Raw genomic sequence first — 25,532 nt, forward strand, 5'->3', positions numbered from 1 at the left:
CCAGCGATTGCTTAGATGATCGCTGGCCGGCTGAACAGAAGCGAGTGCGCGGGGCTTGGAAGCCGTGGCAGGACGACGCGAGCGGCCTCCGCGCACTCGGCAGCCATCACGGCGGCAACAGCGACGTCGACCAGAAACTACTGCAGCCGCGGATCAGCCCAAGTCACCAGCGGCGTTTTCAGCGCTTCTTTGCGGGCAGTGGCATCGGCCGCTACCAGTTCCAGTACCTGCACGCCACTGATGTCGAGGTCGACGGAAACCGCGTGCTGGCCAACAGTCATCGGCGGGCTCTCGAACAGCAGCCGTTGATCGCCGTAGATGCGGAAGATCGCCTGATCGTGCTGATCCATTGGCCCATCCTGCAGGCCGATGTCGCTGCTGAAGCGTGAAAACTCGCCATCGGTCCGGACCTCCAACCGTGAATCGGCGTGGGCACCGATGCCGTAGTGGTAGTCGGTTCCGGCGATCCGCAAAGGTTCTCCATACGGGGTGACATCCGCACGCGGGGTGCCGGCGGCGGCGGCCAGGTTGGTGCTGTAGCTGCGCAGGCCGTCTGCGGCGACGTGGATGCGGCCGGTCATTTCGCTCAATAGCCGCCCGCGCCCGGCCACCGGGGTGCCGCTTACTTTCAGCATGATCGTCTGATGCGGTCCGAGGGTGAAATCCAGCGGTCCGGGGCCGGAACCGAAATCCCGTTGCTGCCATAGATCGCGGGTGCTGAAAGGCTGCCCCGCGGCCAGCTTCATCTGGGTGGCATTGACCTGTGCCTGCAGCGTCGCATCGCCGCGGTTGAACAGCAGCACCGCGCGTTCGCCGGGTACGGACAGCGGTTTGACCAGCACCTGCAACGGCGGCTGGTCGATCACCAGCGTGGCCTGGTTGCCGGCGGCGTCCTGGTCGATGGCGATGACCTCCGGATTGCGCAGCAGCTCGAGCAGGGCATCCGGTGCCTGGGTCAGGTCGAATCCCATCAGCAGCGGTGCCGACAGCATCGCCCACAGGGAAAAATGGCTGCGCGCCTCGACCAGATGATCGGCGTCGAAGTCACCCAGGCCGATGGCCAGCATGTCGGGATCATTCCAGCGTCCAGGTCCGGCATACAGTTCACGCTGTGATGCCGAATCGAAGTTGTGCAGCATGCTTTCCCAGCTCGGTTCGATATCCGGACTGGTGCGCCAGGTATGCCCATACTGGCCACCCCAGTCGCGCACCCCCGCCTGGCCCCAGGGACAGATCGACAGGACGTAATCATTGTCGGGATTGAGATCGGCCAGCAGGCGGCCGATGCGGGCATAGCGCGTTTCCACGGCATCGCGATCCGTGCGCTGGGCATCGTCGCGCACGATCAGCGGACGCAGGGCGCGATGGCCGCTCTCCAGGACCGGCTCGCTGCCTTCGCCAAAATCGGCCAGGCCGCAGGCATCCACCTTGAGGTAATCGAAGCCCCAATCCTGGAACATGATCTTCAGATCCGATGCCTCGAAACCCTGCAGGCCGATCTCGCGTTCGGCCACCCTGCCAATCGGCAGATTGGGACTGTGCCGATCAAACGCCTGCGAGCAGGCATTGCGACCCGCTTCGGTGTACAAGCCGGCCTTGAAACCGCGTGCATGCAGTTGATCGGTCCATGCGCGAAAGCTGGTGCTGCCGTCTGCACGGCCGGCAATCGGGAACATCGAAGTACGAATCTCGATGTCTCCGCTTGCTGCGCGCTTCAACCACCAGCCATCATCGATGTTGATGTAGCGATAGCCGGCCTGTTGCAGGCCACTGCGCTGGATGACATCGACCACCTCCAGCATCCGTGCCTGACTGACTTCGGTGCGGAACGCGTTCCAGGGATTCCAGCCCATTGGCGGCGTCGCCGCCGCACCGTGGCCGTAGACACTGAAGCGACCGCTGGGCTGCAGTGCTTGCGGATAATCACCGGCATTGGCGTTGAGGGCGGGAATGGCCAGCAGGGCGGCAAGCAGCAGCGGCTTCATCGGTGTGTCCTTGGCCGGGTGAACGGAAGCGGCAGGTCAGGGCATCTGTAGGGGGTTCATCAGGCCGCGGTGGCGGCCAGCATCCGGGCGTAAAGCGCGGCTCCGTAATGCGGTGGATGCAGCGGCGTGTGCAACTCGAACGCTGGACTGGCGGCTTGCAATGCGGCCTGGAATGGACGCATCAGCAACTCACCGGCACTGAACGCACCGCCGGACCAGGACAACGGCACGCGCTCACCGGGCGCGAAACCCAGCGCCACGCGCAAGGCATCGGCAATCGCCGCCAGCTCGCGGCCGGCCTGTTCGAAAATAGCCGCGGCCACCGCGTCACCAGCCTGTGCCGCGCGCGACACGCAGGGGGAAAGCCTGGCCAGTTCGCCGCGGCTGCCAACGTCTTCGCCATAGACATGGGCACAGATGTCGAGGTCGTCGTCACCGAGCTGGAAATGTTCGCGCAGGATGGCGTGCAGAGGGCCGCGCGGCAGCCGGCCATCGCTCATTCGCGAGAACGCGTTGAGACCCTGGATGGCGATCCAGTAGGCCGAACCCTCATCGGAAAATGCCTCACCCCAGCCGCCCGCGCGCGCTGCTCTGGTGCCGCGCCGGCCATAGCCCATCGAGCCGGTGCCGGCGATGATGTTGATGCCATCGGCACAGGCAAGTGAGCCGGCCCAGCCACAGACCATGTCGTTGTCGCAGGCGTAGCGCGCATGCCCCAGCACCCGCGCCGGAATCGCCTGCAGTGCGCGGGTGGCGCGGCTGTCTTCGCCATAGGCGGGCAGACCGAAGAAGGCGTGGGTGATGTCCGCCGGTGTCCGCCGCATTTGCGCGAGGACCTCGGCAGTGCCTTCGGCCAGGACCGTGTTGACGCCTTCCAGTCCAATCTGCGGATGATAGGTGGTCCCGCGCTGGGCCTCGGCCAGCAGCGTGCCGGCCTCGTCGATCACGGCAAAGCGGGTCTTGGTGCCGCCGCCATCCACGCCCAGGTACAACGCGCCGGTCATGTCGCGGACCCGTCGTTCCCGAACGGATACAACTGCACGCCCTGGACCACCCGATTGACCAGGCCGGAAGGATTGGGATTGTCCGGCGTCACCCCGCGCGCGCGCGAATGCAGGAACGCGTAGATCTGCGCGGCGGCGACATAAGGCCACAGCAGATCCAGATCCTGCGCATCCGCCAGACCGGGTACCAGTAGTGTGTCGGCGCTGACAGCGGTACGCGGCCTGGCGCTGATTTCGATCACCCGCGCGGCACGACCGTCACGCCGCAATTCGTCAATCAGGTCGTGATCGTAGCGACGGGTATAGGGATCATTGGAGACGAAGACCAGCACCAGCGTGTTGGCATCGATGAATGTCTTGGGACCATGGCGGAAGCCCAGCGGCGAGTCGTAGCAGGTGGCTACCGCACCGTTGGTCAGTTCGCCGAGCTTGAGCGTGGCCTCGCGCGCCAGACCTTGCAGCAGTCCGCTGCCGAGATACACCACGCGGTCGTGGCGCGCGTTCGCCAGCGACTGCAGCAACGTCAACGATTGTTCGATGACCGCCTGGGTCGCATGGGCAATCGGGGCGATCCGGGAGGCCAGTTCGCCAGCTGGCAGCAGTGCGGCGACGGTGGCCAGCATCATGCAGCTGAAGCTGGAGGTCATCGCGAAGCTGGTGTCGTGGGTTTCCTCCGGCAGCTGCAGGGTCATTGAATGCGCCACCGGCACCCGTGACAGTGCGCCATCGGGATTGCAGGTCACCACCAGGTGACGTACCTCGTCGACCAGTGATTCGGCCAGTTCCACCGCCGCCAGGCTTTCCGGGCTGTTGCCGGAGCGACCGAACGAAACCAGCAGCAACGGTTGCGCGGGATCAAGATACAACCGCGGCGCGCAGACCAGATCAGTGGTCGGTACCGCATCGACCCGCGCCGCCAGACGGCGGTCCAGCAACGGTGCCAGGCACTGGCCGATGTAGGCCGAGGTACCGGCACCGGTCAGGATCACCCGCGCCGCGGGATTGCCGGTGATAGCGCCGGCGAAGGCTTCAAGTTGTGGATGCAGTTGCGCAACCAGTGCCTGGGTGCGTTCGAGCATGGCGGGTTGCTGGGTGATCTCGCGCGCGGTCCAGATCGCGCCAGTGGCCAGCAGTTCTTTCTCGGCAATGCCGAGCAGGTCAGGAGCGGTCATGGTCATGGCAGGCATGGTGGTAGTCATCGAGAACGGCACTGACGTGAGCCATCGCCAGGGACTGCGGATCGAGCGTCGCGGTCCCGTTGCGCAGCGCGTGCAATGCATGGGGGAGGAACTGGCTGACCAGCGAGATCGGTGGCGGGTTGTCGCGCAGGTTGTCGAACAGTTGCCTGCGCGCCAGCTCGATGCTGGCATCCGGCCAGTAGTAGCGGATGCGATCGCTGAGGCTGTACTGCAGATCGATGTCCAGCGCGTGACCGTTGCCATGGTAGTAGCGGCGCCAATGCACCGGTTGCTCATGCATGCGTCGTATTGCGACATCGCGCAGGCGTGCCTGCTGGTGCGGGTCAATCCATTCGCGCTCGATCGCGTCCAGGCCCCAGAGCGCCTCGCGCAGGGCGAAGGTCAGGCCCGGCCCGACCTTGAGGATGGCAAAGTGATCACGGACCAGCGCGGCCAGCGCGCCAGCGGTCTGGTAGTCAGTGGAATGGGCCTCGAAGACCATCCGCGGCGTGGCTGCGATGGCTTGGCTCAAAGCCGCCGCCTTGGCCGGGTCGTAGTCGATCACCGCATGGTGGTCGAATTCGACGCCGGGCTGCACCACCGAGGCCAGCACGCGTTGCCAGGCCGGCTCCAGGCCGGCCTCGAGAAAGGCGACGCGATGCGCTTCGATGGTCGCCAGCGCGGCTTGCGGGGTGGTCACCGCCAGTCCTTCGAGATCTTCGGTGGCACCACCGGGCACCGGCACTTCGGTGCCGATCACATAGACCGGCGCTTCGCCGCCAGCCTCTGTCCAGGCCGCTTCGGCCGCGCGCGCCAGACGCACGGCACGGCGCACGATCTCGGCTTCCGGCAATGGTGATGGATCGCCGCTGCAGGCCATGGAACAGTCGAGATGAATCTTGCGGAAGCCGGCTGCCACGTAGGCCGCCATCATCGCCTCGGCCTTGTCCATCGCGGCATCGGCCTGCAGCGCCGTCCACGGATTCGGGCCCAGATGATCGCCGCCGAGAGCGATGCGCGAGCGATCAAAGCCCACCTGGTCGGCAATGGCGTGCACGAAGGCGACGAAGTCGGCAGGACGCATGCCGGTATACCCGCCATCCTGATTGACCTGGTTGCAGGTGGCTTCGAACAGCACCAGATCCTGGTCGTGGCGCTGGGCATGGCGCAGCGTCGCTTCGATGACGATGGGATGCGCCGAGCAAACCGAGGTCACGCCGGTGGCGTGGCCTTGTTTGTGTCGCGCGATGAGGTCGAGCAGGGCATGCATGGGGGCTGTATGTCCTATCAGGGGAGGGGAGTCTGTGGGTCGCGTTCCGGTTCCAGCACCAGCAGCAGCGATGCGACCAGGGCCAGCACCAGGCCGACGGCCTTCAGCGGTCCGGGCATGACCCCGGCAAACAGCAGGGCCAGGCCGGCGGTGACCAGTGGCGCGCCGGCATTGCTCAACGGCGCCACCACCATCGCCTTGCCATAGCGGAACGCGTACACCAGCGTCAGTGCACCGACCGCGTTGAGCAGCTGGATGGCGGCTGCCAGCCATGGCCCGTCCAGGCCGGTGTTGATCGGTTGGCTCCAGTCGGTCATCGCCAGTGCGACCGGCACCAGCAGCAACGCGCCGATAGTCATGTAGGCGAAGATGCTTTCGGCGCGCACGCTGTTGTTGGCCAGTTTCATGAAGAACGCCTGCACGCCCCAGGCCAGCATGATCAGCAGCGACTGCAGGAACCAGCCCAGACCGTCACCGGCACCACGGCCGAATGACAGGTCCAGCATCGGCAGCGCGACCAGCGCCAGCACGATGCCCAGCGTGCCTTGCCAGCCGGTGCGCTCGCGCAACAACACGAACGAGGCGGCGATGGTTACCACCGGTGACAGCGAAATAATCGGGAACACGAAGTAAGCGGGGCCAATCGTCAGCGTATGGAACAGCAGCATCTGGCCGCCGGCGCCGAGCAGGCCGATGGTCAGGCCGTAAATGATCGCGCGCGGCGAGCGCTCCAGCTGCCAACCGCTGCGCCAGAGGATGTAAAGCGCCGGCGGCACCATCGTCAGTGCCCACACGCAGTACACCAGGGTGTCGGGAAACCCGCGCGCCGCTGAAAGCGGTGACAGCGCACCCCATACCCCCCACAGCAGCACCGTGGTCAGCGCGAAGATCAGCCAAGGGCGTCGCCGCGCCGAGGTTGCGGTCGCCGGGGTGGCACTCATGCCTGGCCTCCGACCGGACTGGCCTGCACAAACAGGAAACGCTGGAACCGTGCCGACAGCAGCGGCGAGGCGGCATCGACAATGCCAAGGTCGACGTCGTTGAACAGATCGCGCACCTTCCAGCGTCCGGCAGCCAGTCCGCGCAGCTCGATCCTGCCGTCCCATTCGGGTGCGTAGAACGTGTAGTACTGGGCGCCATCCTTGCGGATGACATGCGCCTCCGGCTTGTCGAAGCCGATATCGTAAAGCGTACCCAGGTACTCGCCCTTGGGCAGCATGTGCGTCTTGTAAAGATCCACCCACTTGCGCCACAGCACCTCGCGTTCAGGGGTCAGCACGAAGCCACCCGGCGGCAATGGCTCCATCGGGTTGTCGATGTCCCTGGGCCAGGTGAACTTGGTCGAGATCACCGCGCCGATACCGACGCTGGAGGCGAAGTCGTCGCGGTTGTCCGACAGTTCCACGTGATCACCGGCATAGCTGCTGCGAGCACCCATCAGCGCCTTGACCGATTTGCCCTTGCTGCGGACCTGCCACGACGACAACGGGTCCGAGGACGGGTACTGATCGGTCGCCGGCAGATTGTGGAAAGCGAACGCGGTGCCGCACGGACACAGTTCGATCACCGCATCCGGATTGATGGCATGCGCGGTGTCGTAGATGGCCTGCCAGAACTTGGCCAGGCCCTCGACTGAATCCTGCGGACTGGCATGGTTGTGCGCGGGGTTGTAGCAGGGCGCCACCGCGTTGAGATGCTGGCCATCGAGCTTGATGCCCTCGAAGCCCCAGTCGCCGATGATTTTCCTGACCAGTGACACATAGAAATCGATGGTTGGCTGATACGCCGGGCACTGGGTCAGTGCATTCCACCAGGTCACGGTCTGGAACGCGCCATCCTTGTCCAGCAGCAGCATGTCGGTATGGTCATGCAGCACGTCGCTGCCGGGGTCGGCGGCCAGCGGCGCCAGCCACAAGCGCGGGCGCATGCCCTGCTCGCGGACCCGGGCCACGAATGCACGCATGTCCTGGTTACCACGCGGAAACTTTTTGCGATCGATCTGCCAGTCGCCCTCGTTGGTCTGCCAGCCATCGTCCAGCACCGCCCATTCGAATCCCAGTTCGCTGGCCTTGGGCAGGGTGCCGAGGATCTGCTCGACATTGAAGTTGCGCTCGTAGCCCCACGCACACCAGATCGGCGCGAATGCCGATTCCGGCGGCCGCGGGCCTTCGATGCCCTCGGCCTGCATGAACAGCCGGTACTGCTCCAGCGGTGCATAGAAGTCACCGTGATGGGCGGCCAGGAAGGTGCGTTCGGTGACCAGCTCGGCGCCGGGCGCCAGGGTCAGCGCTGCCGGCGACTCGATTGCGATGCTGGCGCCCTTAGCGGTGCGCCTGACTGGCATGTCCAGTGGTCGCGGCACCGGTTCGACATGACCGACCGCCAGACCGATGTCACGACGCCACAGATTGGCGACCGGGGTGCCGCCGCCGTAGTCGGACGAATCCATCGCCAGGGTATTGCGCTGATCGAAATCATCGCCCACCGGCTGTGCCCAATCGCGGCGGTCGGTATGGGTGGCGCCGGAGAAGCTCCAGAAGCCACCGGCGGCATGATCCAGTTCATGCGCACTGCTGCGCCAGCCTGTCACCGCCAGCGGACGTTTGCCCAGGTTGCGGTAGCGGACCTGCACCAGCAGCAGGCCCGGCAGGGCATCGAAACTGCTCAGCGCCAGCTCTTTCTCGACCTCGGCAGCAGCGGCCCGGCCGCGGAACAGCCACTGGCGACCGCGGCCATGGCGCGGGTCCTGCAGATCGTGCACCTGCTGCCCGCTGAGGTTGAAATCACTCAGTTCGCCGCTGTCGACCAGCAAGGTCTCGCTCGCCTGCCAACCGGTCAGCAGCTTGCCCTGCACCGACAACCGGCTGTGCATGCGCTGGTCCAGCTCGATACCCAGCATGGCGTCGCCGGCCTTGCTGTCGCCCTGGCGCGGCGCCGTGGCGGCGCGTACCCATGGCGCGGCGCTCCAGGCCATGCCTCCAGCCACACTGGCGGCAAAGAACTTCAATGCGTCACGGCGTCCAATCGGGGGCATAAGCAATAGTCCGGTCGAATTGACTGGCATTCTGCGTGACCCTGCTCCATTGATGCAAGCGTTTTGTTGCGATATGGTGTCGATAAGTTTCGGTTTATTGCCAAAGGCGAGGGAATTTGTGACAGCGCGACTACTGACGACCTGCATGGCAGTTGCCATGCTCACTCTGGCCGGCTGTTCGCCCGGCGCTTCCAACAGTGGCGCCGCAACGGTGCCGGACAGCGGCGAACAAGCGTCCAATCCGCAGGCCAGCTACTCGACCGAGGACTTCGCCAAGGTCCGCAAGTTCGACGCGCACGTGCATGCCAACAGCGTCGACCCCGCGTTCCTGCAACAGGCGCACGAAGACAACTTCGAGCTGTTGTCGATCAACGTCGACTATCCCGACTTCCCCAGCATCGAACGCCAGCACGACATCGCGCTGCGTTTCGCCAGCCAGGATCCGCAGTACTTCCACTGGGCGACCACGTTTTCGATGAAAGGCTTTGGCCAGCCCGGCTGGCGGCAACGGACCGAGGCGGGCCTGGACAAGGCCGTTGCCGAAGGCGCGCGCGCGGTCAAGGTGTGGAAGAACATCGGCATGGTCGAAAAAGATGCGCAGGGCCGCCTGATCATGATCGACGATCCTGGACTGGCGCCGGTGGCCGAGCACGTGCGCGCGCTGGGCGTTCCGTTGATCGCACACCAGGGCGAGCCTTACAACTGCTGGCTGCCACTGAATGAGATGACCACCAACAATGACCGCGAGTATTTCGCCAAGCATCCGCAATACCATATGTACCTGCATCCGGAGCAGCCCTCATACGAGGATCTGATGGGCGCGCGCGACCGCTTTGTCGCCGCCCATCCAAAGCTGCGCTTCGTCGGCGCGCACATGGCCAGCCTGGAATACGACGTCGATCGCCTGGGCAGGTTCCTGGATCGCTTTCCCAACGCCACGGTGGATCTGGCCGCGCGCATGAGCCAGGTGCAGTACCAGTCAAACCGGGATCGCGAAAAGGTCCGTGACTTCTTCATCCACTATCAGGACCGGCTGCTGTACGGCACCGACCTGACCCAGGCCGAGGACGCCGACCCGGCCGAATTCAAGCGCGAGGCGCATACCGCCTGGCTGTCGGATTGGCGCTATCTGGCCACCGGCGAGACCCAGCACATCGACGTGCTGGAAGCGGATGCGCCCGGTTTGGCGCTGCCGCGCGAGGTCATCGACAAGATTTACTACCGCAACGCGGTGCGTGAATTCGGCACCGCCAGTACGGCGGGCGCGGCAGGCGCGCCGCCTCGTTGAGTAACACGTTTGTTGAGTAGCGCGCTCGTTGAGTAGCACGTGAAGCAGGCAAGCGAGTCCTGTTGCAGCGGGCGCTGGATGGCACCCATCCAGCGCCACTAGGCCCGCTGCAGATCCACGCCCAGTGCCTGGCAGGCCTGGACCACGTCGTCGGGCGCGCCGGTGTCGGTGATCAACGCATCGAGTCCGGAGATCGGGATGATGCGGTGCAGGCAGACCTTGCCGAACTTGGAGCTGTCGGTGATCGCCACCACCTTGCGCGCGGCCTCGACCATCTTGCGGTTGAGCATGGCCTCGGGTTCGTAGTGGGTACTGATGCCGCGTTCCAGGTCGAACCCGTCCACCCCCAGGAACAGCAGATCCACGTGCAGATCGTCCAGCGCCTCGACCGTCAGCCCGCCATAGAACGCCATGTTCTTGCGCCGCAGCTCGCCACCGAGCATGACGATATGGATGTGTTCCTTGGGCGCCAGCGCGGTCAGCACGCCAAAGTCATTGGTGACCACGGTCAACTCGATGTCCGGCACCGCTTCGGCCAGCTGGATGGCAGTGGTGCCCGAATCGATGGCGATGGTGTCGCCGGCGTTGATCAGCTTTGCCGCGCAGGCGCCGATGCGGCGTTTTTCGTCCAGGTGCGAGGTGCGCTTGGCTTCGTAATGGGGTTCGGCCTGGCCGCTGCCGACGACGTTGCTGTCGATGGCGCCACCGTAGGCGCGTGCCAGCACGCCGCGTTCGACCAGGTAGCGCAGGTCCTTGCGCACGGTCTGCATGCTCACCCCGAATTGCCGCGCGAGCGCGGTCACCTGCACGCTGCCGTGCTGGCGGACGAGTTCACTGATCTGCAGGCGGCGTTGGCTGGTATCGCGTGTGGCAGTCATGGGATTCCTTCCTGGACAAACGGTCAAAAGTATACGGTCATTTCGTTAAATTTCGCTATTGATACAAAACGAAACCTAGGTTAGGCTCGGTTTCGTTGTTTCATGCTCAGGCCCCCACATGCCTTCCTTCAATGCTCCAGGAGACCGCCCGTGAACGCCGTCCGTCTGCATCGCCGTAGTTTGTGCCATGGAATTGCCCTTGCCTTGATGATGCCGGCCACGGCCTGGTCCCAGTCCGTGGCCGAAAACACCGCAACGAGCGCCGACGCGCCGGTCTCGGCCAGCGCGTCCGGGCAGAGCACCACGGCTGACCAGGCAGTCGAGCTGGAGACCGTTCAGGTCATGGGCGTGCGCGCGAGTCTGGCGCGCTCGAATGATCTCAAGCGCGAAGCGGCCACGGTGCAGGATTCGATCACCGCGCTGGAGCTGGGCAAGTTCCCCGACGACAACGTCGCCGATTCGCTCAGCCATATCACCGGTGTGTCGATCAGCCGCACCGCCGGTGGCGAGGGCCAGAAGGTCAGTGTCCGCGGACTGGGTCCGGAATACACCTTGACCACCTTCAATGGTCGCATCCTGGCGACTGACGGGGCCGGCCGCGATTTTGCCTATGACGTGTTGCCGGCCGACGTCATCAGCGGCGCTGACGTGATCAAGGGTGCCGAAGCGGCCAACACCGAAGGCGGTATCGGCGGCCTGGTCAACCTGCGCTCGGCCAGCCCGTTCGACCAGACCGGGCAGCATGGCGTGCTGCGCGCGGAAGGTGACCGCAACCAGACCTCCGAACTCGACGGCCACAAGTTTTCCGGCGTCTACAGCAACACCTTCGCCGACGACACCTTCGGCCTGATGGTGGGCGTGGTGTCGGCGCGGCGCAAGGACCGTACCGACATTGCCGGCAACGATGGTGGCTGGACCCGCAACCCGGATCCCAACGATCCCACCTGGTACGGCAATGCGTGGGGCGGCAACATCGATCTCAACGGCAACAACGAGCTCGACCCCGACGAGTACGGACTGATTGCCCCGGGCCAGTTCCGGGTGGGCTCGATTCTCGAAGAGAAAAAACGCACTGCTTACTCGGCCAAATTCGAATGGCGGCCCAACGATGACTTCAAACTGGTCGTCGATGGCCTGAAGACCCGCCTGGATTCGCCCCAGGTCGGCTACCAGCAATCGTATTACCCGTTGTTCGCGCCGGGCCGCTGGTCGGACGTGACCGTGCAGAACGGCATCGTCACCGGCCTGACCCTGGACAATCCCGATCCCGAGCAGCGCCTGAATCCGGAACTGCTCAACCAGACCGAATACCGGGTCGTCGATACCGCGTTGTATGGCGCCAACGCGCAGTGGACGGTGAGCCCCGACCTGACCCTGACCGGCGACATCTACCGTTCCACTTCCAAGCGTCATTCCGGTGGCCAGGACAGCTATGTGGTCCTGCGCATGAACCAGCCCAACACCAGTCGCATCGAGCTCAACGGTTCTGCCGTACCCAGCGTGATCACCACCCTGGACGATGGTCGTGACTGGAACAGCGGACTGGCCGCGGGCGAGTTTGGTCCGAGTGACTTCAACACCCATTACATGGAATTGGCCGGCGACAACATCGAAGACCGGATCAATGGCGGCACCCTGGCGGGTGATCTGTTCGTCGGCAAGTTCTTCATCGACCACCTGAAGTTCGGCGTCAACCTGACCGATCGCCGCAAGTCGCGGGACCTGGTCACCAACACCTTGACCGGCGGTGCCGACTACTACTCGGTCGACAACGCCATCAACACTGCTGATCTGGGCACGGACTTCATCTCGACCTATTCGCTGCCGAACTTCATGCACGGGGTCAATTCCAGCTTCCCGCGCAGTTTCCTGGCCTTCGATGTGCCCGCCTACCTGGCCGCACTGGAAGCGTACGACGGCCATCCGCGGCCAGACGGCGGCGTCTATGACTACAGCATGGCCGCGCCGGAATGGAATCCGTTGCAGAGCTATCGCGTTTCCGAGAAGACCTCGGCCTTCTACGTGCAGGCCGACATGTCCGGCGAGCGCTGGGACGGCAACGTCGGTGTCCGCCTGGTCAAGACCCGCACCACCGCCGAAGCATGGGACGCGAAGATCACCAGCATCACCGAGAACGGCGCGTTCAACTACACCACCACCTACGCCGATCCCACCGCCATCACCGAAAGCAGCGACTACAGCTACTGGCTGCCCTCGGCCAACTTCATCTGGCACTTCAATGACGACCTGCAACTGCGCCTTGGCGCGGCCAAGACCATGGCGCGGCCGTCGGTGGAGCAGCTGGCACCGACCAACACCACCGAAAGCGTGTCCTGGGGCGAGTTCACCCAGATCTACAGCGGCAACGTCAACCTCAAACCGTATACCGCCAAGCAGGCCGACGCCTCGCTGGAGTGGTACTTCACCGAACAGTCGATCGCCAACATCGCGGTGTTCTACAAGCGCATCGAGAACCAGATCACCACCAGTTGGGAAACCGGCCAGGACATCGGCGTCGGCCCGATTGTCGACGGTGACGGCAATCCGATCAGCGATGGACCGACACTGTTCAACATCATGCGGCCGATCAACGGCGACTATGCCAAGGTCCACGGCATCGAAGCCGGCCTGCAGCATTTCTGGGACAGCGGTTTCGGCTTCCGTGCGCAGTACACCCGCAACTGGTCCGAGAGCTGGGTCGATGGGGAAAAACGGCCGCTGGAAGGCATCGCACCGTCGGTGTATTCGTTGAGCCTGATGTACGAGAAGGGCAAGTGGGACCTAGGCGCGACCGCGGACCACACCGATGGCTTCGTCACTGCCACCAACGTGCTGGGTGCCGGCTACAACGAGCAGGCTGACGCGATTACCTGGCTGACCGCGCACATCGCCTACAACGTCAACGACGCCTTGAGCCTGAGCCTGGAAGGGCAGAACCTGCTTGACGACGCGCAGACCTACAGCATCAACGGCAATCCGCTGCTGTCGCAAGGCTACTACCGCTACGGCCGCAATTTCACCCTTGGGGTGACCTGGCGTTTCTGAGCCGCCTCAAGCAACAAACGTCGATCATCAAGGGCTCCGCGACGGAGCCCTTGATCCATCCGCGGCCAGCGCAAGCCAGCGCGCTATGTTCGAGCAGCGTCGACCAGCCGCCACTGGCCGGGTGCCAGATCGCCCAGCTGCCACTTCCATACCTGGGTGCGGACCAGTCGCAGAGTCGGCAGACCGACCGCCGCGGTCATGCGCCGGACCTGGCGATTGCGGCCTTCGGCAATCTGCAGCGAAATCCAGCAATCCGGTACCGACTTGCGCACCCGTATCGGCGGGTTGCGTGGCCAGAAGTCCGGTTGCGGCTCGGCCAGCGTGGCGCGTGCCGGTCGCGTCATTCCATCCTTGAGCCGCACCCCGGCCCGCAATGCCTGCAGTTGTTCTTCGGCGGGGGTGCCCTCTACCTGCGCCAGATAAGTCTTCCAATGGCCGCTGGCCGGCTGGGTGATGCGCGCGGCCAGGCGGCCATCGTCGGTCAGCAGCAACAGACCTTCGCTGTCATGGTCCAGGCGCCCGGCGGCATACACCCCGGCAGGCAACCCGAACCCGGCCAGGGTCCGATGCGTGTTGGAGCCATCGGAGGTGAATTGCGACACTACCCCGTAGGGTTTGTTGAACAGCACCAGCATCGTCGGTCACGCGTCGATGGTTGCAGGAACAGTCCGCCGGCCGCGACCGGCAAGCGCCACCACCGATGGGCGCCCGGCATATGGCCGGTATCGGTGGAGCGCGCAGCGCCGCGGCAATCGGATCAGGGTTTGACGAAGCGCAGGGTCATCCGGTCGCTCTCGCCGATGGTCTGGTACTTGGCGTTGTCGGCCTCGTCGTGGCGATTGGATGGCGGCAGCGTCCACACGCCGTTGGGGTGATCCTTGCTGTCACGCGGGTTGGCGTTGATTTCGCTGCTTTCCTGCAGTTTGAAGCCGGCCGCCGTCGCCATGGCAATCACCTGATCCTGGCCGACGTAGCCGCTCTTGTCGTCCTTGCCGACCGCCGCATTGGCGCGATGCTCGACCACGCCCAGGGTGCCGCCGGACTTGAGCACTTCGAAGAAGCCCTTGAACATGTCCTCGGCCTGGCCCGCGCCCATCCAGTTGTGGACGTTGCGGAAGGTCAGCACCAGATCGGCCGAGTCCGGTGCACCGAACACCGGCTTGGCCGGATCGTAGGCAACTACCCTGGCTTTGTCGTACTGCGCCGCACCGGCGGCGAACATCGCATCGAGCTTGTCGCGCGAACGCTGCTGGTAGTCACGACCGCCACCGGCGGGCAGGGTGGTGGGATCAACCACGGCAGCCACGTACTGGCCACTGTCGCGCAGGTAGGGCGCCAGGATTTCGGCATACCAGCCGCCGCCGGGGGTGATTTCGACCACGGTCTGGTCCGGCTTGAGGCCGAAGAAAGCGAGTGTCTGCGCCGGATGCCGATAGCTGTCACGGGCGACGTTGTCGGCGCTGCGCCAGTCACCCTTGATGACGGCTGCCAGGGCGGCATCCTCACTTGCCTGCTGGATGGGTGCGGCGGTCTGTTCGGCACCGGCGGTCAACGGCGCGGCCAGCGCCAGCAACAGACAGGCCGGCAACAGACGAGCGGAAAATAGGCTGTTCATGGCGAGGTGATCCCGGTTCGGATAGAGATGCCGAGGGTAGCATGCAGCCCCACACCGGCCTTGTTGCAAGGCGGTATCATCGCCCCAGGCCAACCTGGATTGCCTGCCCATGGACTTCGTCAAGGTTCTGCGTTCTCTGGAAGAGATACTGTTTGAAGTACTGACCTGGCTGGTGATCTATCCACGCCAGTTGTGGAAGATCATCCGCCAGCCACGACGGGTGGCCGCGCAGGTGCGCGATGAAGTCGCCAAGCCGCTCGAGCAGCGCTATACCGACTCGATAAGCCCGGCATTGTTCCTGATGCTTTCGGTACTGCTGGCGCATTTCCTGGAAATCCTGCTGCAGGTCGCGCTGCCGAAAGTGGCGATGCCGGTGACCGGCTATGTCTTCAGCAACCAGAAAGCGGTGCTGGCCTATCGCTCGGCTGCATTCGCGATATGGCCGCTGGCGGCGACGGTCTATCTGCTGCTGCGGCAGCACAAACAGGTGCAGCCAGACAATCTGCGCGCACCGTTTTCCGAGCAGTGCTATCTTGTCGCGCCGTTCGCGGTGGCGCTGTCGCTGGGGGTGTCGTTGCTGCTGATGTTCGAGGCCCGCCTGCAGCTGGTCGCCATCGGCCTGATCGTGCTGGCCAGTGGCTGGTACCTGGGCGTGCAGATCTGGTGGATGCGGGTACGCCTGCAGCGCGGCCTTGCCGACGCCGTGTTCTCCGCGTTGCTGGTGATCGCCGTCGGCCTGGCAATCAACCTGTTCTTCGGCTCATTGCTGCCGACCCGGCATGCCGGCAATCATCACGCTCAGGCCAGCTTGAGCGAGTCCGGATAAGGCGGCGTGTCCGGGTAGTCGCCGGCGGCCAGCCGCGCCTGCAGATCGCGCCACCACTGCGGCTGGAACAACTCGCCATGGACCGCCTTCAAGGCCTTGGCCAAGGGCGCGGGCAGGCCGAGGAACTGTGGAAACCGTTCCGGGAAGACATCCCGCGGGCCGACGTAGAACCACGGGCCGTCGGACATTTCTTCTTCGTAGTTGCGGGGCACCGGGTAGTCGCGGAAATCGCATTCGGTGACCAGGCAGAGTTCGTCATAGTCATAGAACACCGCGCGGCCGTGCCGGGTCATGCCGAAGTTCTTCAGCAGCATGTCGCCGGGGAAGATGTTGTTGCGTGCCATGTCCTTGATCGCCTGGCCATAGTCCAGCGCCGCCTGGCGGGTCGCCTGCGGGGTCTGTTCGCGCAGGTACAGATTCAGCGGCCGCAGCCGGCGTTGCACGTAACACAGGTGGATGACCAGGTAATCGCCATCTTCGCTGACGCTGCTGGCGCAGCCGCTGGTCAATTCCTGCAGCAAGGCCGGCGAAAAGCGCGACTTCGGAAAACGCAGGAACCGGTACGGTTGCGCATCCAGCAGCCGGCCGACGCGGTCCAGATGGAAGACCAGCGCGTACTTGTCCTGCACGTCCTGCTGGCTCATCTGCTTGGGATAGGCGAAGCGGTCGCGGATGACCTTGAACACCAGCGGATAGCTGGGCAGGGTGAACACCGCCATGACCATGCCGGGGGTACCTTCGGCATGCACCAGCTGCTCGCTGGCGTGGCTGACGAAATGGCGCGAGAAGGTGCGGAAGCGTTCGGTCTTTCCCTGCTTGGCGCGACCGAGCACGGTGTAGATCTCGTCAATCGGTTTGTTCGGCATCAGCGAGCGCAGGAACACCACCGCATCGCCGACCGTGGGCAGGTCGGCATGGAAATAGCTGCGTGAGTAGCTGAACAGATGGGTGACGTCGGCGCGACTGGTCAGCACCGCCTCGACCCGGATGCGTCCGTCCTGGTTGACCAGCGCGATGATGCATGGCGAGAAGCGATGCTCGCCCAGCACGCGCCCGACCAGATAGGCACGGCGTTCGCGATAGAACACCGTGTCCAGCAGCTCAATCGAGCGGACCGGATTCTCGCCCCAGTGGGCCAGGTCATCCTGCAGACGCACCGCGACCGCCGCCGCACAGCGGGCCTGGTGGGCGAACGGGATCGCGAACGGATAGTCCTGCAACACCCGCATGAAGGTATCGACCGGTCGCAGTTCGGACACCGCATAGCTGTGCCGGGCGACCGGATGGGTGATGGCATCGGTCGGTTCGATGTCCCAGGCCACGAACTCGATATCGGGGTCGACCCCGCGGGTCCTGAAGAAGCGCCGGGTCAGGGTATTGAAGAAGGTCTTGTACAACTCGCGATCGATCAGCGGCGCGATCTGGCTGGCGTAGTCATCGCGCACCGCCGTCCACAGCTCGCGATCATGCGCGTGGTCCAGCAACGCCGCCTGCAGGCGCAACGCGCATTCGGCGATGCACTGGTCGTACAACTCGATGCGCTCGACCGCGTCGCTGCGGGCAGCGGCCCAGTCCATCTGTTCGAAGCGGCGCTTGGCGCGGGCCGAGATCTCCGAGAAGCGCGCGTGGTAATCCGCGAACGCGTCATGGATGAGCCGGGCCAGCATATGGGGATCAGACATGCCCGCATGGTAGCCGCGATCCGCGGCGGCGGGTGCGGTCAGCAAGGTAACGCCGGCAGGCGCCAGGCGACCGAGGTTCAATGTGACCCGGCGCGGTGATCGGCTGAAAAGCAGAACGCCCGGCCAAAACCGGGCGTTCGCGGGTACATCAGCAGGGGCTGTTTCAGAGATGCTTGATGATCTCGTCGGCAAACTCGCTGCACTTCACTTCAGTGGCACCATCCATCAGGCGGGCGAAGTCGTAGGTGACGCGCTTGCTGGCAATCGCCTTGTTGACGCCTTCGATGATGGCGTCGGCCGCTTCGGTCCAGCCCATGTAGCGCAGCATCATCTCGCCGGACAGAATCACCGAGCCCGGGTTGACCTTGTCCAGATCGGCGTACTTCGGCGCGGTGCCGTGGGTGGCTTCAAACACTGCATGGCCGGTGACGTAGTTGATGTTGGCACCCGGCGCGATGCCGATGCCGCCAACCTGCGCGGCCAATGCGTCGGACAGGTAGTCGCCGTTGAGGTTGAGCGTGGCCGAGACGTCATATTCCTTCGGCCGCAGCAGGATCTGCTGCAGGAAGGCATCGGCAATCGCGTCCTTGATGATCAGGCCGGCACCGGGCTTGCCCTCGGGGATGACATGCCACGGACCGCCGTCCAGCTCGACCGCGCCGAAGAAGTCACGCGCGACCTGGTAGCCCCAGTCACGGAAGCCACCTTCGGTGAACTTCATGATGTTGCCCTTGTGGACCAGGGTCACCGACTTGCGCTTGTGCTCGATCGCATAGGCGATGGCGCTGTGGACCAGGCGCTCGGTGCCCAGGCGGCTGACCGGCTTGATGCCAAGGCCGACTTCGACGCCGAGCTCGCGCTTGGCACCGCCGACGCTTTCCAGCGCCTGCTGCCACTGGTCGACCTTTTCCTGGTTGCCGAAACGGATCTTGTTGGCCGCCTGCGGGAATTCCGCGGCCAGGAAATCCAGCACCTTGCGCGCGTCGTCGCTGCCACCGGCCCATTCGATGCCGGCGTAGATGTCCTCGGTGTTCTCGCGGAAGATCACCATGTCGACGTCACCGGGCTTCTTGACCGGCGACGGCACGCCTTCGAACCAGCGCACCGGGCGCAGGCACACGTACAGGTCCAGCATCTGCCGCAGCGCCACGTTCAGCGAGCGGATGCCGCCGCCAACCGGGGTGGTCAACGGGCCCTTGATGCTGACCAGATAGTCGCGGCAGGCCTGCACGGTGGCGTCCGGCAGCCAGGTGCCGAACTGGTTGTTGGATTTTTCGCCGGCAAACACTTCCAGCCAGTGGATCCTGCGCTGGCCGCCGTAGGCCTTGGCCACCGCCGCATCCAGCACCCGCACGCTGGCGCGCCAGATGTCCGGGCCGGTGCCGTCGCCTTCGATGAAGGGGATGATCGGATTGTTGGGGACAGTGAGCTTGCCGCCCGCGATGGTGATCTTCTCACCGCCAGCTGGCGGGGTGAGGACTGGTTCTGCCATGGAAAACTCCCGGTATTGAAAGCGATCGCCGGCAACGGCAATCGGGTGGGGTGAACGCAACAGGGCTGCTCCGCACGCTGGTGCCCGGCGCAGCAGGACCCCCATTGTCGCGGTTTACAAGGTCAAGGGCAAAGCCAGCCGATGTCGCCGGGACAAGCCGCGTGATGGCGTTGCCGGTACCAAAAAAATGGGCGTGGTGGTGACCACGCCCAAACTTGCCCCACCGGGGTGGGAGAGAGAGGAGGAGCTGCTGCGGTTACTTCACTTCGATTTGCTGGGTCATGCCGGCGGGCTGGCCATTGACCATCACGTCGACCTTGTAGGTGCCAGCCGGCCACGGCTTGTCGTTGCTGAATTCAATGTTGGTGGTGCCCATGCCGTCAGCGGTGCCGGTAGCGGATTTCTGACCGGCCACCTGGCCATCCTGGTAAGTCAGCTTGGCGTCGATGGTGGCGTTGGCGGCATCGGCGGCCTGGGTGTTGACCGAGACGATGATCTTGTCGCTGGGCGCGAAGGTGCTGATGCCGGTAACGCTCTTGTCAGCCGCGGCGGTGTTGCCGACGGTGACCGAGGTCGCCGCCACCGGGGCGGCCGGTTCCATCGGTGCAGGCGCCGGGGTCGGTTCGGTCATCGGCTCGGACGCTGCCGGCGGGGTCGCCATGTCGTCATGGTTTTCCTTCTTGCAGCCGGCGAATGCGACGGTGCCGGCCAGGGCGATCAGCAATGCATAGGAAGTACGGTTGAGTTTCATGTTCATGGAATCATTCCTCTGGATTTGAAAAAGAGGCGGCACGGATGTCGTCGCCGGATTATTCGGTCGGGGGCAGCTTGATTGTCTGGCCCGGGAAAATACGGTCCGGATCGTCGATGACATCCCGGTTGGCTTCGAAAATCATCTTCCATGCGCCAGCCTTGCCGTAGTGCTTCTGGGCAATGCTGGACAAGGTGTCGCCCTTGGCGATGGTGTAGGAAGCGGCCTGCGGGCCGCCTACGCCGACGATGTCCTCGGTGCTGTCCACGCGTGCCGTCACGCCGGAAAAATCGGCCTTTTCCTTGATGTTCTCGGTGGAGTCGACCTTGGCGGTCACGCCGGAGAAATCCGCTTTCTTGTCATTGCTCATATCGGTCATCCCTTTGGATGCTGGAACCGACACAAGACTTGCACGCGCTCTGTTAAGAAAGCATGTGACCAGTGTGAAAACCAGGCGCCACCGTTAATGCGCGCTATTGGCGCAGGTCGCGGACCGGCACCGGTGGCAGGAACCCCGGCGTGGCCCGCCAGGGGTTTATGTCCAGTCCACCGCGGCGGGTATAGCGCGCCTCGACCGACAGTTGCTGCGGCTGGCAATGGTTAATCAGGTCATGGAAGATGCGCTCGACGCACTGCTCGTGGAAGCCGGCATGGTCGCGGAAGCTGACCAGGTAACGCAGCAGTCCTTCGCGATTGATGGGCGCGCCGTGATAGCGGATCTCCAGCGTCGCCCAGTCCGGTTGCCCGGTGACCGGGCAATTGGACTTCAACAGATCCGAGAACAGGATTTCGGTGACCGGGCCACCGGCAAGCGTGCCCAGATAATCCGCATTGGGCGGACCGTAGTCGTTGATTTCCAGCGACAGCCCATCCAGCGACTCGCCCTTGCGGTGCTGCTGCATGTCCGGCAGCCCCAGGCTGACCCGGACCACGGCGCCGGCGCGTGCCGACAGATCGTTGCCGATCCGCTCGCATACCGCCGCCGGACTGTTGAAACGCACGCCGTTGAGCGAGTTGAGGTACAGCTTGAGTGACTTGGACTCGATCAATGCCGGCGAGTCGAATGGCACGTACAGGGTGGCGGTGCCGACGCAGGGCTTGCCACCGGCATCCAGCCAGCTCAGTTCATAGGCATGCCAGCGATCATGGCCGATGAAGGGCAGGGCATTGTCGTCAATGCCCATCGCGGCGCGGGCGCCGGCGCGCGGGATCGGGAACAGCAGGCCGGGATCGTAGCGGTCGGGATAGGCGACTTCGCGGCCCAGCGAGGAGTCTTCGGGGGTATTCATGGCGGCCATTTTACGGCCGCCAGCTGTCGCCGCGACTTGACCAGTGTCCGCGGCGGCGGATTGATTCAGCGTCGGTCGCGGTTATGAGGCCCGATCAGCGGAGGGCTGGTCCAGATAATCCAGTGCCACCTGCAGCAGGGCGCGGAAACCGACGTCCAGCGCCTGTTCGTCGAGCAGGAATTGCGGTGAATGGTTGCTGGGGGCGGTCGCCGGATCAATGCCGGCCGAGGTCGCGCCGACGAAGAAGAACATCCCCGGCACCTGCTGCGCGTACAGTGAAAAGTCTTCCGCGCCCATCTGCAGCGGTGGCTCGATCACGTTGTCAGCACCGACCACTGCCTGCAGGCTGGGCAGCATGCGCGCGGTCAGCGCCGGGTCGTTGATGGTGGCCGGGTTGCCGTCGGTGGAAGGGATATGGGTCTCGACCCTGGCGCCGTGGGCAGCGGCGATGTGCTCGGAGACGTTTTCCAGATCGGCGAAGATCTTCTTGCGCATGTCGGCATCGAAGGTGCGGATGGTGCCTTCCAGTTCGACATCGTCGGGAATGATGTTGTAGCGCACGCCACCATTGAACATGCCGAAGGTCAGCACCGCCGGCTGTTTGGCCAGGTCACTGCGGCGCGAGACGATGGTCTGCGCGCTGCCGACCAGATCCGCGGCGGCGACAATCGGGTCGATGCCGCCCCACGGCCTTGAGCCATGGGTCTGGCGACCGATGACCTTGATGTTGAACTTGTCCGACGCTGCCATCAGCGGTCCCTGGCGAACGCCGATCTGGCCGACCGGAATCGACGAGAACACATGCAGGCCGAACACGGCCTCCGGCTTGAAGTCCTTGAACAGGCCCTCGGCCAGCATCAGTGATGCGCCACCTTCCTCGCCGGCCGGTGCGCCCTCCTCGGCGGGCTGGAAAATCAGCATCACTTCACCCGGCAGTTGTTCGCGCATGCCGACCAGCGCTTCAGCCACCCCCATCAGGATGCTGGTGTGGGCGTCATGACCGCAGGCATGCATCACTCCGACCTGCCTGCCGTTGTAGTCGGTGGTGACCCGTGAGGCGAAAGCCAGGCCGGTGGCCTCGGTGACCGGCAGCGCGTCCATGTCCGCGCGCAGGGCGATGCGCGGCCCCGGTTTGCCGCCCTTGATGATCGCGACCACGCCATGGTGGGCGATGTCGGTCCGCGGTCGCAGGCCCAGCGTGCGCAGATGCTCGGCGACCTTGGCCGCGGTCCGCTGTTCGCGGTTGGACAGCTCCGGATGGGCATGCAGATCACGGCGCCAGTCGACGATCCGGGCGTCCAGCTGCTGCGCTGCCTGGCTGACCGCCGGGCGCTCGCTGGCGGCGGTCTGGGCGAGCGCACTGCCGCTGGCAAGCAACAACAGGACGGCGGCGGCCAATGGTCGATGATGGATATGCATGAAAACCCCGATGGAAGAAGAAGCGGTCTGGCAACCGCAGCGACGACTGTACCGGTTGCGGCCGTTGGTGCAAGCCGGCGCGGGCGGCTCGAGCTGGGCAGCGGTGATGCGGCCGCAGGACGAACTGATTGCAGTGGCCTAGAATGCCGCGCCCCCTTCCTCGCCGGCGCCCGTCCATGCCCGATCTTGCGTTGCAGATCCTGTTGCTGTTGTTCCTGGCCGGCCTGATCGCCGGTTTCATCGATGCCATCGCCGGCGGTGGCGGCATGATCACCATCCCGGCGATGTTGCTGGCCGGAATCCCGCCCTTGCAGGCGCTGGGGACCAACAAGCTGCAGTCGCTGTTCGGTTCCGGTGCGGCCAGTTGGACCTATGCCCGCCACGGCCACGTAGATCTGCGCGGCCAGCTGCCGATGGTGCTGACCGCGGCCCTCGGTGCAGGTCTGGGCGCGGCGCTGGCCACGGTCATCCCCGGCGATGTGCTGAAGGCTTTCCTGCCGCTGCTGTTGCTGGCCATTGCGCTGTACTTCGGCTTCAAGCCCAACATCGGTGATGTCGATCAGCACCGGGTGATCAGTGAGCGTACGTTCGCGATGACCTTCGTGCCGGCGCTGGGCTTCTACGATGGCGTGTTCGGGCCGGGTACCGGTTCGTTCCTGATGCTCGGTTTCGTGGCGCTGGCCGGTTACGGCATCCTCAAGGCCACCGCGCACACCAAGTTCCTCAATTTCGGCTCCAACGTCGGTGCCTTCGTGGTGTTCGTCGGCGTCGGCGCGGTGATCTGGAAGGTCGGCCTGGCGATGGGCGCGGGCCAGTTCATCGGCGCCCAGCTCGGTTCGCGGTTTGCGATGAAGCAGGGCGCCAAAGTCATCAAGCCGTTGCTGGTGACGGTGTCGATTGCGCTGGCGATCCGGTTGCTGGCCGATCCGCAGCAGCCGCTACGCGTGTGGCTGGGACTGTAGATCCAGCCTGATCCGCCGGATCGCCGGCTGCCATCAATCGCCACACCCGGCGTGGCCCGTCAGCGGAACACCACCGTGCGGTGCCCATTCAACAGGATCCGGTGCTCGACATGGCGGCGGACCGCGCGCGCCAGCACCAGCGATTCGGTATCGCTGCCCAGCCGGACCAGATCGCGTGGCGTCATGGCATGGTCGACGCGGGCGATGTCCTGCTCGATGATCGGGCCTTCGTCCAGGTCGCCGGTCACGTAGTGGGCGGTCGCGCCGATGATCTTGACCCCGCGCTGGTGTGCCTGGTGATATGGCCGCGCGCCCTTGAAGCTGGGCAGGAAGCTGTGGTGGATGTTGATCGCGCGGCCGGCCAGCGCATCGCACAAGCGCGGTGACAGGATCTGCATGTAACGCGCCAGCACGGTCAGGTCGATGCGCTCGAGATCGATCAGCTGCAGCAGCTGCGATTCCTGTTCGGCGCGGTTGCCCTGGTTTACCGGCAGATGGTGGAAGGCAATGCCGTAGGACGCGGCCAGCGGCCGGAAGTCCTCGTGATTGGACGCCACCGCGGCGATATCTACCGGCAGCTGGCCGCTGTGGGCGCGGAACAACAGGTCGTTGAGGCAGTGGCCCTGCTTGCTGACCAGCACCAGCAGCCGTGCACGGCGCCGGGCATCGTGCATCTGCCAGTCCATTGCATAGACATCGGCCAGCGAGGCGAAACCTTCTTCCAGCGTCTCGACTTCGGCCTGCCCCGGCACATCGAAATGCACGCGCAGGAAGAAGCGACCGGATTCCTCGTCACCGAACTGCTGCGCGTCGATGATGTTGCAGCCGGCCTCGTACAGCAGCCCGGTGACGCGGTAGACGATGCCGGTGCGATCTGGGCAGGAGAGGGTGAGTATGTATTGCTGGCGCATCCGTGGACCTGCAGTGGCAAGGCGCTGACGTCAGCGCGCGACGTGTATGCGGGGATGCCGGCCGGCTGTCCTGGCGCGCACGTACGTGCTCAGTCGCTTTTCAATTCGGCGACAAAATCGTAGGCGTCGCCGCGATAGTAGGAGCGGGTCGATTCGACCACCCGTCCATCTTCCAGAAACGCACGTCGCTCGACCAGCAGGCCAGGCGCGCCCACCGCCAGCTGCAGATGGCGGGCGGCTTCCTCGTCCAGGGCCACCGCGCGCAGCCGCTGCAAGGCACGCTTGGGCCGGTTGCCGTGCGCTTCCAGCGCCTCGTACAGCGAGGTGGTGACGCTCTCCGGATTGGGCAGCAGTGCGTGCGGCACCAGCGTGCGCTCGATCGCAATCGGCGAACCGTCGACGTGGCGCAGCCGGTACATGCGGACCACGCCGCTACCGGGCGACAGGTTGAGTGCCATCGACTCTTCCGGGGTCACTTCGCCGATGCTGCGCTCGAGAAAGCGCACCTGCGGATTGAGGCCGCGCTCGCGCAGGTCATCGGTAAAGCTGGTCAGGCGCGAGAACTGGCGCAGAATGCGTTCGGCGACGAAGGTGCCGGCGCCTTGCCGCTGGACCAGCAGATCGCTTTCGATCAGCCCGGCCAGCGCCTTGCGGATGGTGACCCGCGACAACGAAAGCAGACTGGCCAGATCGCGTTCGCTCGGCAGCGCCTGGCCCGGTTTTAGAATGCCGGCATCCATCAGGTTCTGCAGCGCGCGGCGCAGGCGCAGATAGGCAACGGCGCGAGTGGACTCACCGGTCTGCAGGCGTTGGTATTCGTCGAAGAGGGCTTTTTGCATGAGTTGAAAATACCAGTGCCGTACCAATAACGCAATATTGGGAAATGCTACCGCAAGTGGACTG

At 64.6% G+C, this 25,532-nt stretch carries 22 protein-coding genes; 5 read left to right on the plus strand and 17 right to left on the minus strand.

Annotated features, from left to right (window positions below; translation table 11 throughout):
- Positions 1-137: 137 nt before the first annotated feature.
- From ABB29_RS01095 to ABB29_RS01120, 6 genes are read right to left on the minus strand one after another with little or no spacing between them, the layout of a single operon-like run.
- Positions 138-1,985 (minus strand): NPCBM/NEW2 domain-containing protein, encoded by a 1,848-nt coding sequence (locus tag ABB29_RS01095; protein WP_057656753.1) that lies wholly within the window; start codon positions 1,983-1,985, stop codon positions 138-140.
- A 59-nt stretch (positions 1,986-2,044) separates the two neighbouring features.
- Entirely contained in the window at positions 2,045-2,989 is a 945-nt protein-coding gene (locus ABB29_RS01100; RefSeq protein ID WP_057656754.1) for a BadF/BadG/BcrA/BcrD ATPase family protein, read from the minus strand.
- A complete protein-coding gene (locus ABB29_RS01105; protein ID WP_245622503.1) occupies positions 2,986-4,167 on the minus strand; it encodes an SIS domain-containing protein in 1,182 nt (393 codons plus the stop codon). The genes ABB29_RS01100 and ABB29_RS01105 overlap by 4 nt, the downstream gene beginning before the upstream one ends.
- Positions 4,148-5,437: a D-tagatose-bisphosphate aldolase, class II, non-catalytic subunit gene (locus tag ABB29_RS01110; protein ID WP_057656755.1), complete on the minus strand. Its 1,290-nt coding sequence runs from the start codon at positions 5,435-5,437 to the stop codon at positions 4,148-4,150. The genes ABB29_RS01105 and ABB29_RS01110 overlap by 20 nt, the downstream gene beginning before the upstream one ends.
- 17 nt (positions 5,438-5,454) lie before the next feature.
- The gene (locus ABB29_RS01115) at positions 5,455-6,378 is read right to left on the minus strand and encodes a DMT family transporter (RefSeq protein WP_057656756.1); all 924 of its coding nucleotides are present in this window, start codon (positions 6,376-6,378) and stop codon (positions 5,455-5,457) included.
- A complete protein-coding gene (locus tag ABB29_RS01120) occupies positions 6,375-8,471 on the minus strand; it encodes a glycoside hydrolase family 36 protein (RefSeq protein WP_057656757.1) in 2,097 nt (698 codons plus the stop codon). The genes ABB29_RS01115 and ABB29_RS01120 overlap by 4 nt, the downstream gene beginning before the upstream one ends.
- Positions 8,472-8,628: 157 nt before the next feature.
- Here ABB29_RS01120 and ABB29_RS01125 point away from each other — a divergent pair, with 157 nt between their 5' ends.
- Positions 8,629-9,759, plus strand: a complete 1,131-nt coding sequence (locus ABB29_RS01125; protein WP_211260658.1) for an amidohydrolase family protein — start codon at positions 8,629-8,631, stop codon at positions 9,757-9,759.
- A gap of 98 nt (positions 9,760-9,857) precedes the next feature.
- On the opposite strand, the gene ABB29_RS01130 is transcribed toward ABB29_RS01125, so the two are convergent.
- Entirely contained in the window at positions 9,858-10,637 is a 780-nt protein-coding gene (locus ABB29_RS01130; protein WP_057656759.1) for a DeoR/GlpR family DNA-binding transcription regulator, read from the minus strand.
- Positions 10,638-10,874: 237 nt separating this feature from the next.
- On the opposite strand from ABB29_RS01130, the gene ABB29_RS01135 reads away from it, so the two are divergent.
- On the plus strand, positions 10,875-13,682 hold the full coding sequence (locus ABB29_RS01135; RefSeq protein WP_245622504.1) for a TonB-dependent receptor: 2,808 nt from the start codon (positions 10,875-10,877) through the stop codon (positions 13,680-13,682).
- Between the two features lie 83 nt (positions 13,683-13,765).
- Here ABB29_RS01135 and ABB29_RS01140 read toward each other — a convergent pair whose 3' ends face one another.
- Both ABB29_RS01140 and ABB29_RS01145 read right to left on the minus strand, forming a co-directional pair.
- Positions 13,766-14,317, minus strand: coding sequence for a pseudouridine synthase (locus ABB29_RS01140; protein ID WP_057656761.1), 552 nt, complete (start codon positions 14,315-14,317; stop codon positions 13,766-13,768).
- 122 nt (positions 14,318-14,439) lie between these two features.
- Positions 14,440-15,297, minus strand: a complete 858-nt coding sequence (locus tag ABB29_RS01145; protein ID WP_057656762.1) for a class I SAM-dependent methyltransferase — start codon at positions 15,295-15,297, stop codon at positions 14,440-14,442.
- 109 nt (positions 15,298-15,406) lie between these two features.
- On the opposite strand from ABB29_RS01145, the gene ABB29_RS01150 reads away from it, so the two are divergent.
- The gene (locus tag ABB29_RS01150; RefSeq protein ID WP_057656763.1) at positions 15,407-16,123 is read left to right on the plus strand and encodes a hypothetical protein; all 717 of its coding nucleotides are present in this window, start codon (positions 15,407-15,409) and stop codon (positions 16,121-16,123) included.
- Here ABB29_RS01150 and aceK read toward each other — a convergent pair.
- The 6 genes from aceK to ABB29_RS01180 all read right to left on the minus strand — a co-directional run bounded on the left by aceK (position 16,096) and on the right by ABB29_RS01180 (position 22,756).
- Positions 16,096-17,805, minus strand: a complete 1,710-nt coding sequence (gene aceK / locus ABB29_RS01155; protein WP_057656806.1) for a bifunctional isocitrate dehydrogenase kinase/phosphatase — start codon at positions 17,803-17,805, stop codon at positions 16,096-16,098. The genes ABB29_RS01150 and aceK overlap by 28 nt on opposite strands.
- Positions 17,806-17,968: 163 nt before the next feature.
- On the minus strand, positions 17,969-19,297 hold the full coding sequence (gene icd / locus ABB29_RS01160; protein ID WP_057656764.1) for an isocitrate dehydrogenase (NADP(+)): 1,329 nt from the start codon (positions 19,295-19,297) through the stop codon (positions 17,969-17,971).
- A gap of 256 nt (positions 19,298-19,553) precedes the next feature.
- Entirely contained in the window at positions 19,554-20,048 is a 495-nt protein-coding gene (locus ABB29_RS01165) for a hypothetical protein (RefSeq protein WP_083487333.1), read from the minus strand.
- 58 nt (positions 20,049-20,106) lie between these two features.
- On the minus strand, positions 20,107-20,418 hold the full coding sequence (locus tag ABB29_RS01170) for a LysM peptidoglycan-binding domain-containing protein (RefSeq protein ID WP_057656807.1): 312 nt from the start codon (positions 20,416-20,418) through the stop codon (positions 20,107-20,109).
- 103 nt (positions 20,419-20,521) lie between these two features.
- Positions 20,522-21,337: an NADPH-dependent 7-cyano-7-deazaguanine reductase QueF gene (queF, locus tag ABB29_RS01175; protein WP_057656808.1), complete on the minus strand. Its 816-nt coding sequence runs from the start codon at positions 21,335-21,337 to the stop codon at positions 20,522-20,524.
- 81 nt (positions 21,338-21,418) lie between these two features.
- Positions 21,419-22,756: a M20 family metallopeptidase gene (locus tag ABB29_RS01180; protein ID WP_057656766.1), complete on the minus strand. Its 1,338-nt coding sequence runs from the start codon at positions 22,754-22,756 to the stop codon at positions 21,419-21,421.
- Between ABB29_RS01180 and ABB29_RS16235 the strand changes: the two genes are divergently transcribed.
- Together ABB29_RS16235 and ABB29_RS01185 are read left to right on the plus strand one after the other, a co-directional pair.
- On the plus strand, positions 22,755-22,898 hold the full coding sequence (locus ABB29_RS16235) for a hypothetical protein (protein ID WP_157062434.1): 144 nt from the start codon (positions 22,755-22,757) through the stop codon (positions 22,896-22,898). The genes ABB29_RS01180 and ABB29_RS16235 overlap by 2 nt on opposite strands.
- 34 nt (positions 22,899-22,932) lie before the next feature.
- Positions 22,933-23,718 (plus strand): TSUP family transporter, encoded by a 786-nt coding sequence (locus ABB29_RS01185; protein WP_057656767.1) that lies wholly within the window; start codon positions 22,933-22,935, stop codon positions 23,716-23,718.
- A gap of 59 nt (positions 23,719-23,777) precedes the next feature.
- On the opposite strand, the gene purU is transcribed toward ABB29_RS01185, so the two are convergent.
- Both purU and ABB29_RS01195 read right to left on the minus strand, forming a co-directional pair.
- A complete protein-coding gene (gene purU, locus ABB29_RS01190) occupies positions 23,778-24,629 on the minus strand; it encodes a formyltetrahydrofolate deformylase (RefSeq protein ID WP_057656768.1) in 852 nt (283 codons plus the stop codon).
- 89 nt (positions 24,630-24,718) lie between these two features.
- Positions 24,719-25,468, minus strand: coding sequence for a GntR family transcriptional regulator (locus tag ABB29_RS01195; protein ID WP_057656769.1), 750 nt, complete (start codon positions 25,466-25,468; stop codon positions 24,719-24,721).
- Positions 25,469-25,532 lie beyond the last annotated feature (64 nt).

Origin of the sequence: Pseudoxanthomonas dokdonensis (assembly GCF_001431405.1) — a bacterium.
Taxonomy (GTDB): Bacteria; Pseudomonadota; Gammaproteobacteria; order Xanthomonadales; family Xanthomonadaceae; genus Pseudoxanthomonas_A; species Pseudoxanthomonas_A dokdonensis.

Excerpts from the sequence above, each read along its gene's own strand:
- ABB29_RS01095 (WP_057656753.1), bottom strand. The coding sequence starts at position 1,985 with ATGAAGCCGCTGCTGCTTGCCGCCCTGCTGGCCATTCCCGCCCTCAAC.
- ABB29_RS01100 (WP_057656754.1), bottom strand. The coding sequence starts at position 2,989 with ATGACCGGCGCGTTGTACCTGGGCGTGGATGGCGGCGGCACCAAGACC.
- ABB29_RS01105 (WP_245622503.1), bottom strand. The coding sequence starts at position 4,167 with ATGACCATGACCGCTCCTGACCTGCTCGGCATTGCCGAGAAAGAACTG.
- ABB29_RS01110 (WP_057656755.1), bottom strand. The coding sequence starts at position 5,437 with ATGCATGCCCTGCTCGACCTCATCGCGCGACACAAACAAGGCCACGCC.
- ABB29_RS01115 (WP_057656756.1), bottom strand. The coding sequence starts at position 6,378 with ATGAGTGCCACCCCGGCGACCGCAACCTCGGCGCGGCGACGCCCTTGG.
- ABB29_RS01120 (WP_057656757.1), bottom strand. The coding sequence starts at position 8,471 with ATGCCCCCGATTGGACGCCGTGACGCATTGAAGTTCTTTGCCGCCAGT.
- ABB29_RS01125 (WP_211260658.1), top strand. The coding sequence starts at position 8,629 with ATGCTCACTCTGGCCGGCTGTTCGCCCGGCGCTTCCAACAGTGGCGCC.
- ABB29_RS01130 (WP_057656759.1), bottom strand. The coding sequence starts at position 10,637 with ATGACTGCCACACGCGATACCAGCCAACGCCGCCTGCAGATCAGTGAA.
- ABB29_RS01140 (WP_057656761.1), bottom strand. The coding sequence starts at position 14,317 with ATGCTGGTGCTGTTCAACAAACCCTACGGGGTAGTGTCGCAATTCACC.
- ABB29_RS01145 (WP_057656762.1), bottom strand. The coding sequence starts at position 15,297 with ATGAACAGCCTATTTTCCGCTCGTCTGTTGCCGGCCTGTCTGTTGCTG.
- ABB29_RS01150 (WP_057656763.1), top strand. The coding sequence starts at position 15,407 with ATGGACTTCGTCAAGGTTCTGCGTTCTCTGGAAGAGATACTGTTTGAA.
- aceK (WP_057656806.1), bottom strand. The coding sequence starts at position 17,805 with ATGTCTGATCCCCATATGCTGGCCCGGCTCATCCATGACGCGTTCGCG.
- icd (WP_057656764.1), bottom strand. The coding sequence starts at position 19,297 with ATGGCAGAACCAGTCCTCACCCCGCCAGCTGGCGGTGAGAAGATCACC.
- ABB29_RS01165 (WP_083487333.1), bottom strand. The coding sequence starts at position 20,048 with ATGAAACTCAACCGTACTTCCTATGCATTGCTGATCGCCCTGGCCGGC.
- ABB29_RS01170 (WP_057656807.1), bottom strand. The coding sequence starts at position 20,418 with ATGAGCAATGACAAGAAAGCGGATTTCTCCGGCGTGACCGCCAAGGTC.
- queF (WP_057656808.1), bottom strand. The coding sequence starts at position 21,337 with ATGAATACCCCCGAAGACTCCTCGCTGGGCCGCGAAGTCGCCTATCCC.
- ABB29_RS16235 (WP_157062434.1), top strand. The coding sequence starts at position 22,755 with ATGAAAACCCCGATGGAAGAAGAAGCGGTCTGGCAACCGCAGCGACGA.
- ABB29_RS01180 (WP_057656766.1), bottom strand. The coding sequence starts at position 22,756 with ATGCATATCCATCATCGACCATTGGCCGCCGCCGTCCTGTTGTTGCTT.
- ABB29_RS01185 (WP_057656767.1), top strand. The coding sequence starts at position 22,933 with ATGCCCGATCTTGCGTTGCAGATCCTGTTGCTGTTGTTCCTGGCCGGC.
- purU (WP_057656768.1), bottom strand. The coding sequence starts at position 24,629 with ATGCGCCAGCAATACATACTCACCCTCTCCTGCCCAGATCGCACCGGC.
- ABB29_RS01195 (WP_057656769.1), bottom strand. The coding sequence starts at position 25,468 with ATGCAAAAAGCCCTCTTCGACGAATACCAACGCCTGCAGACCGGTGAG.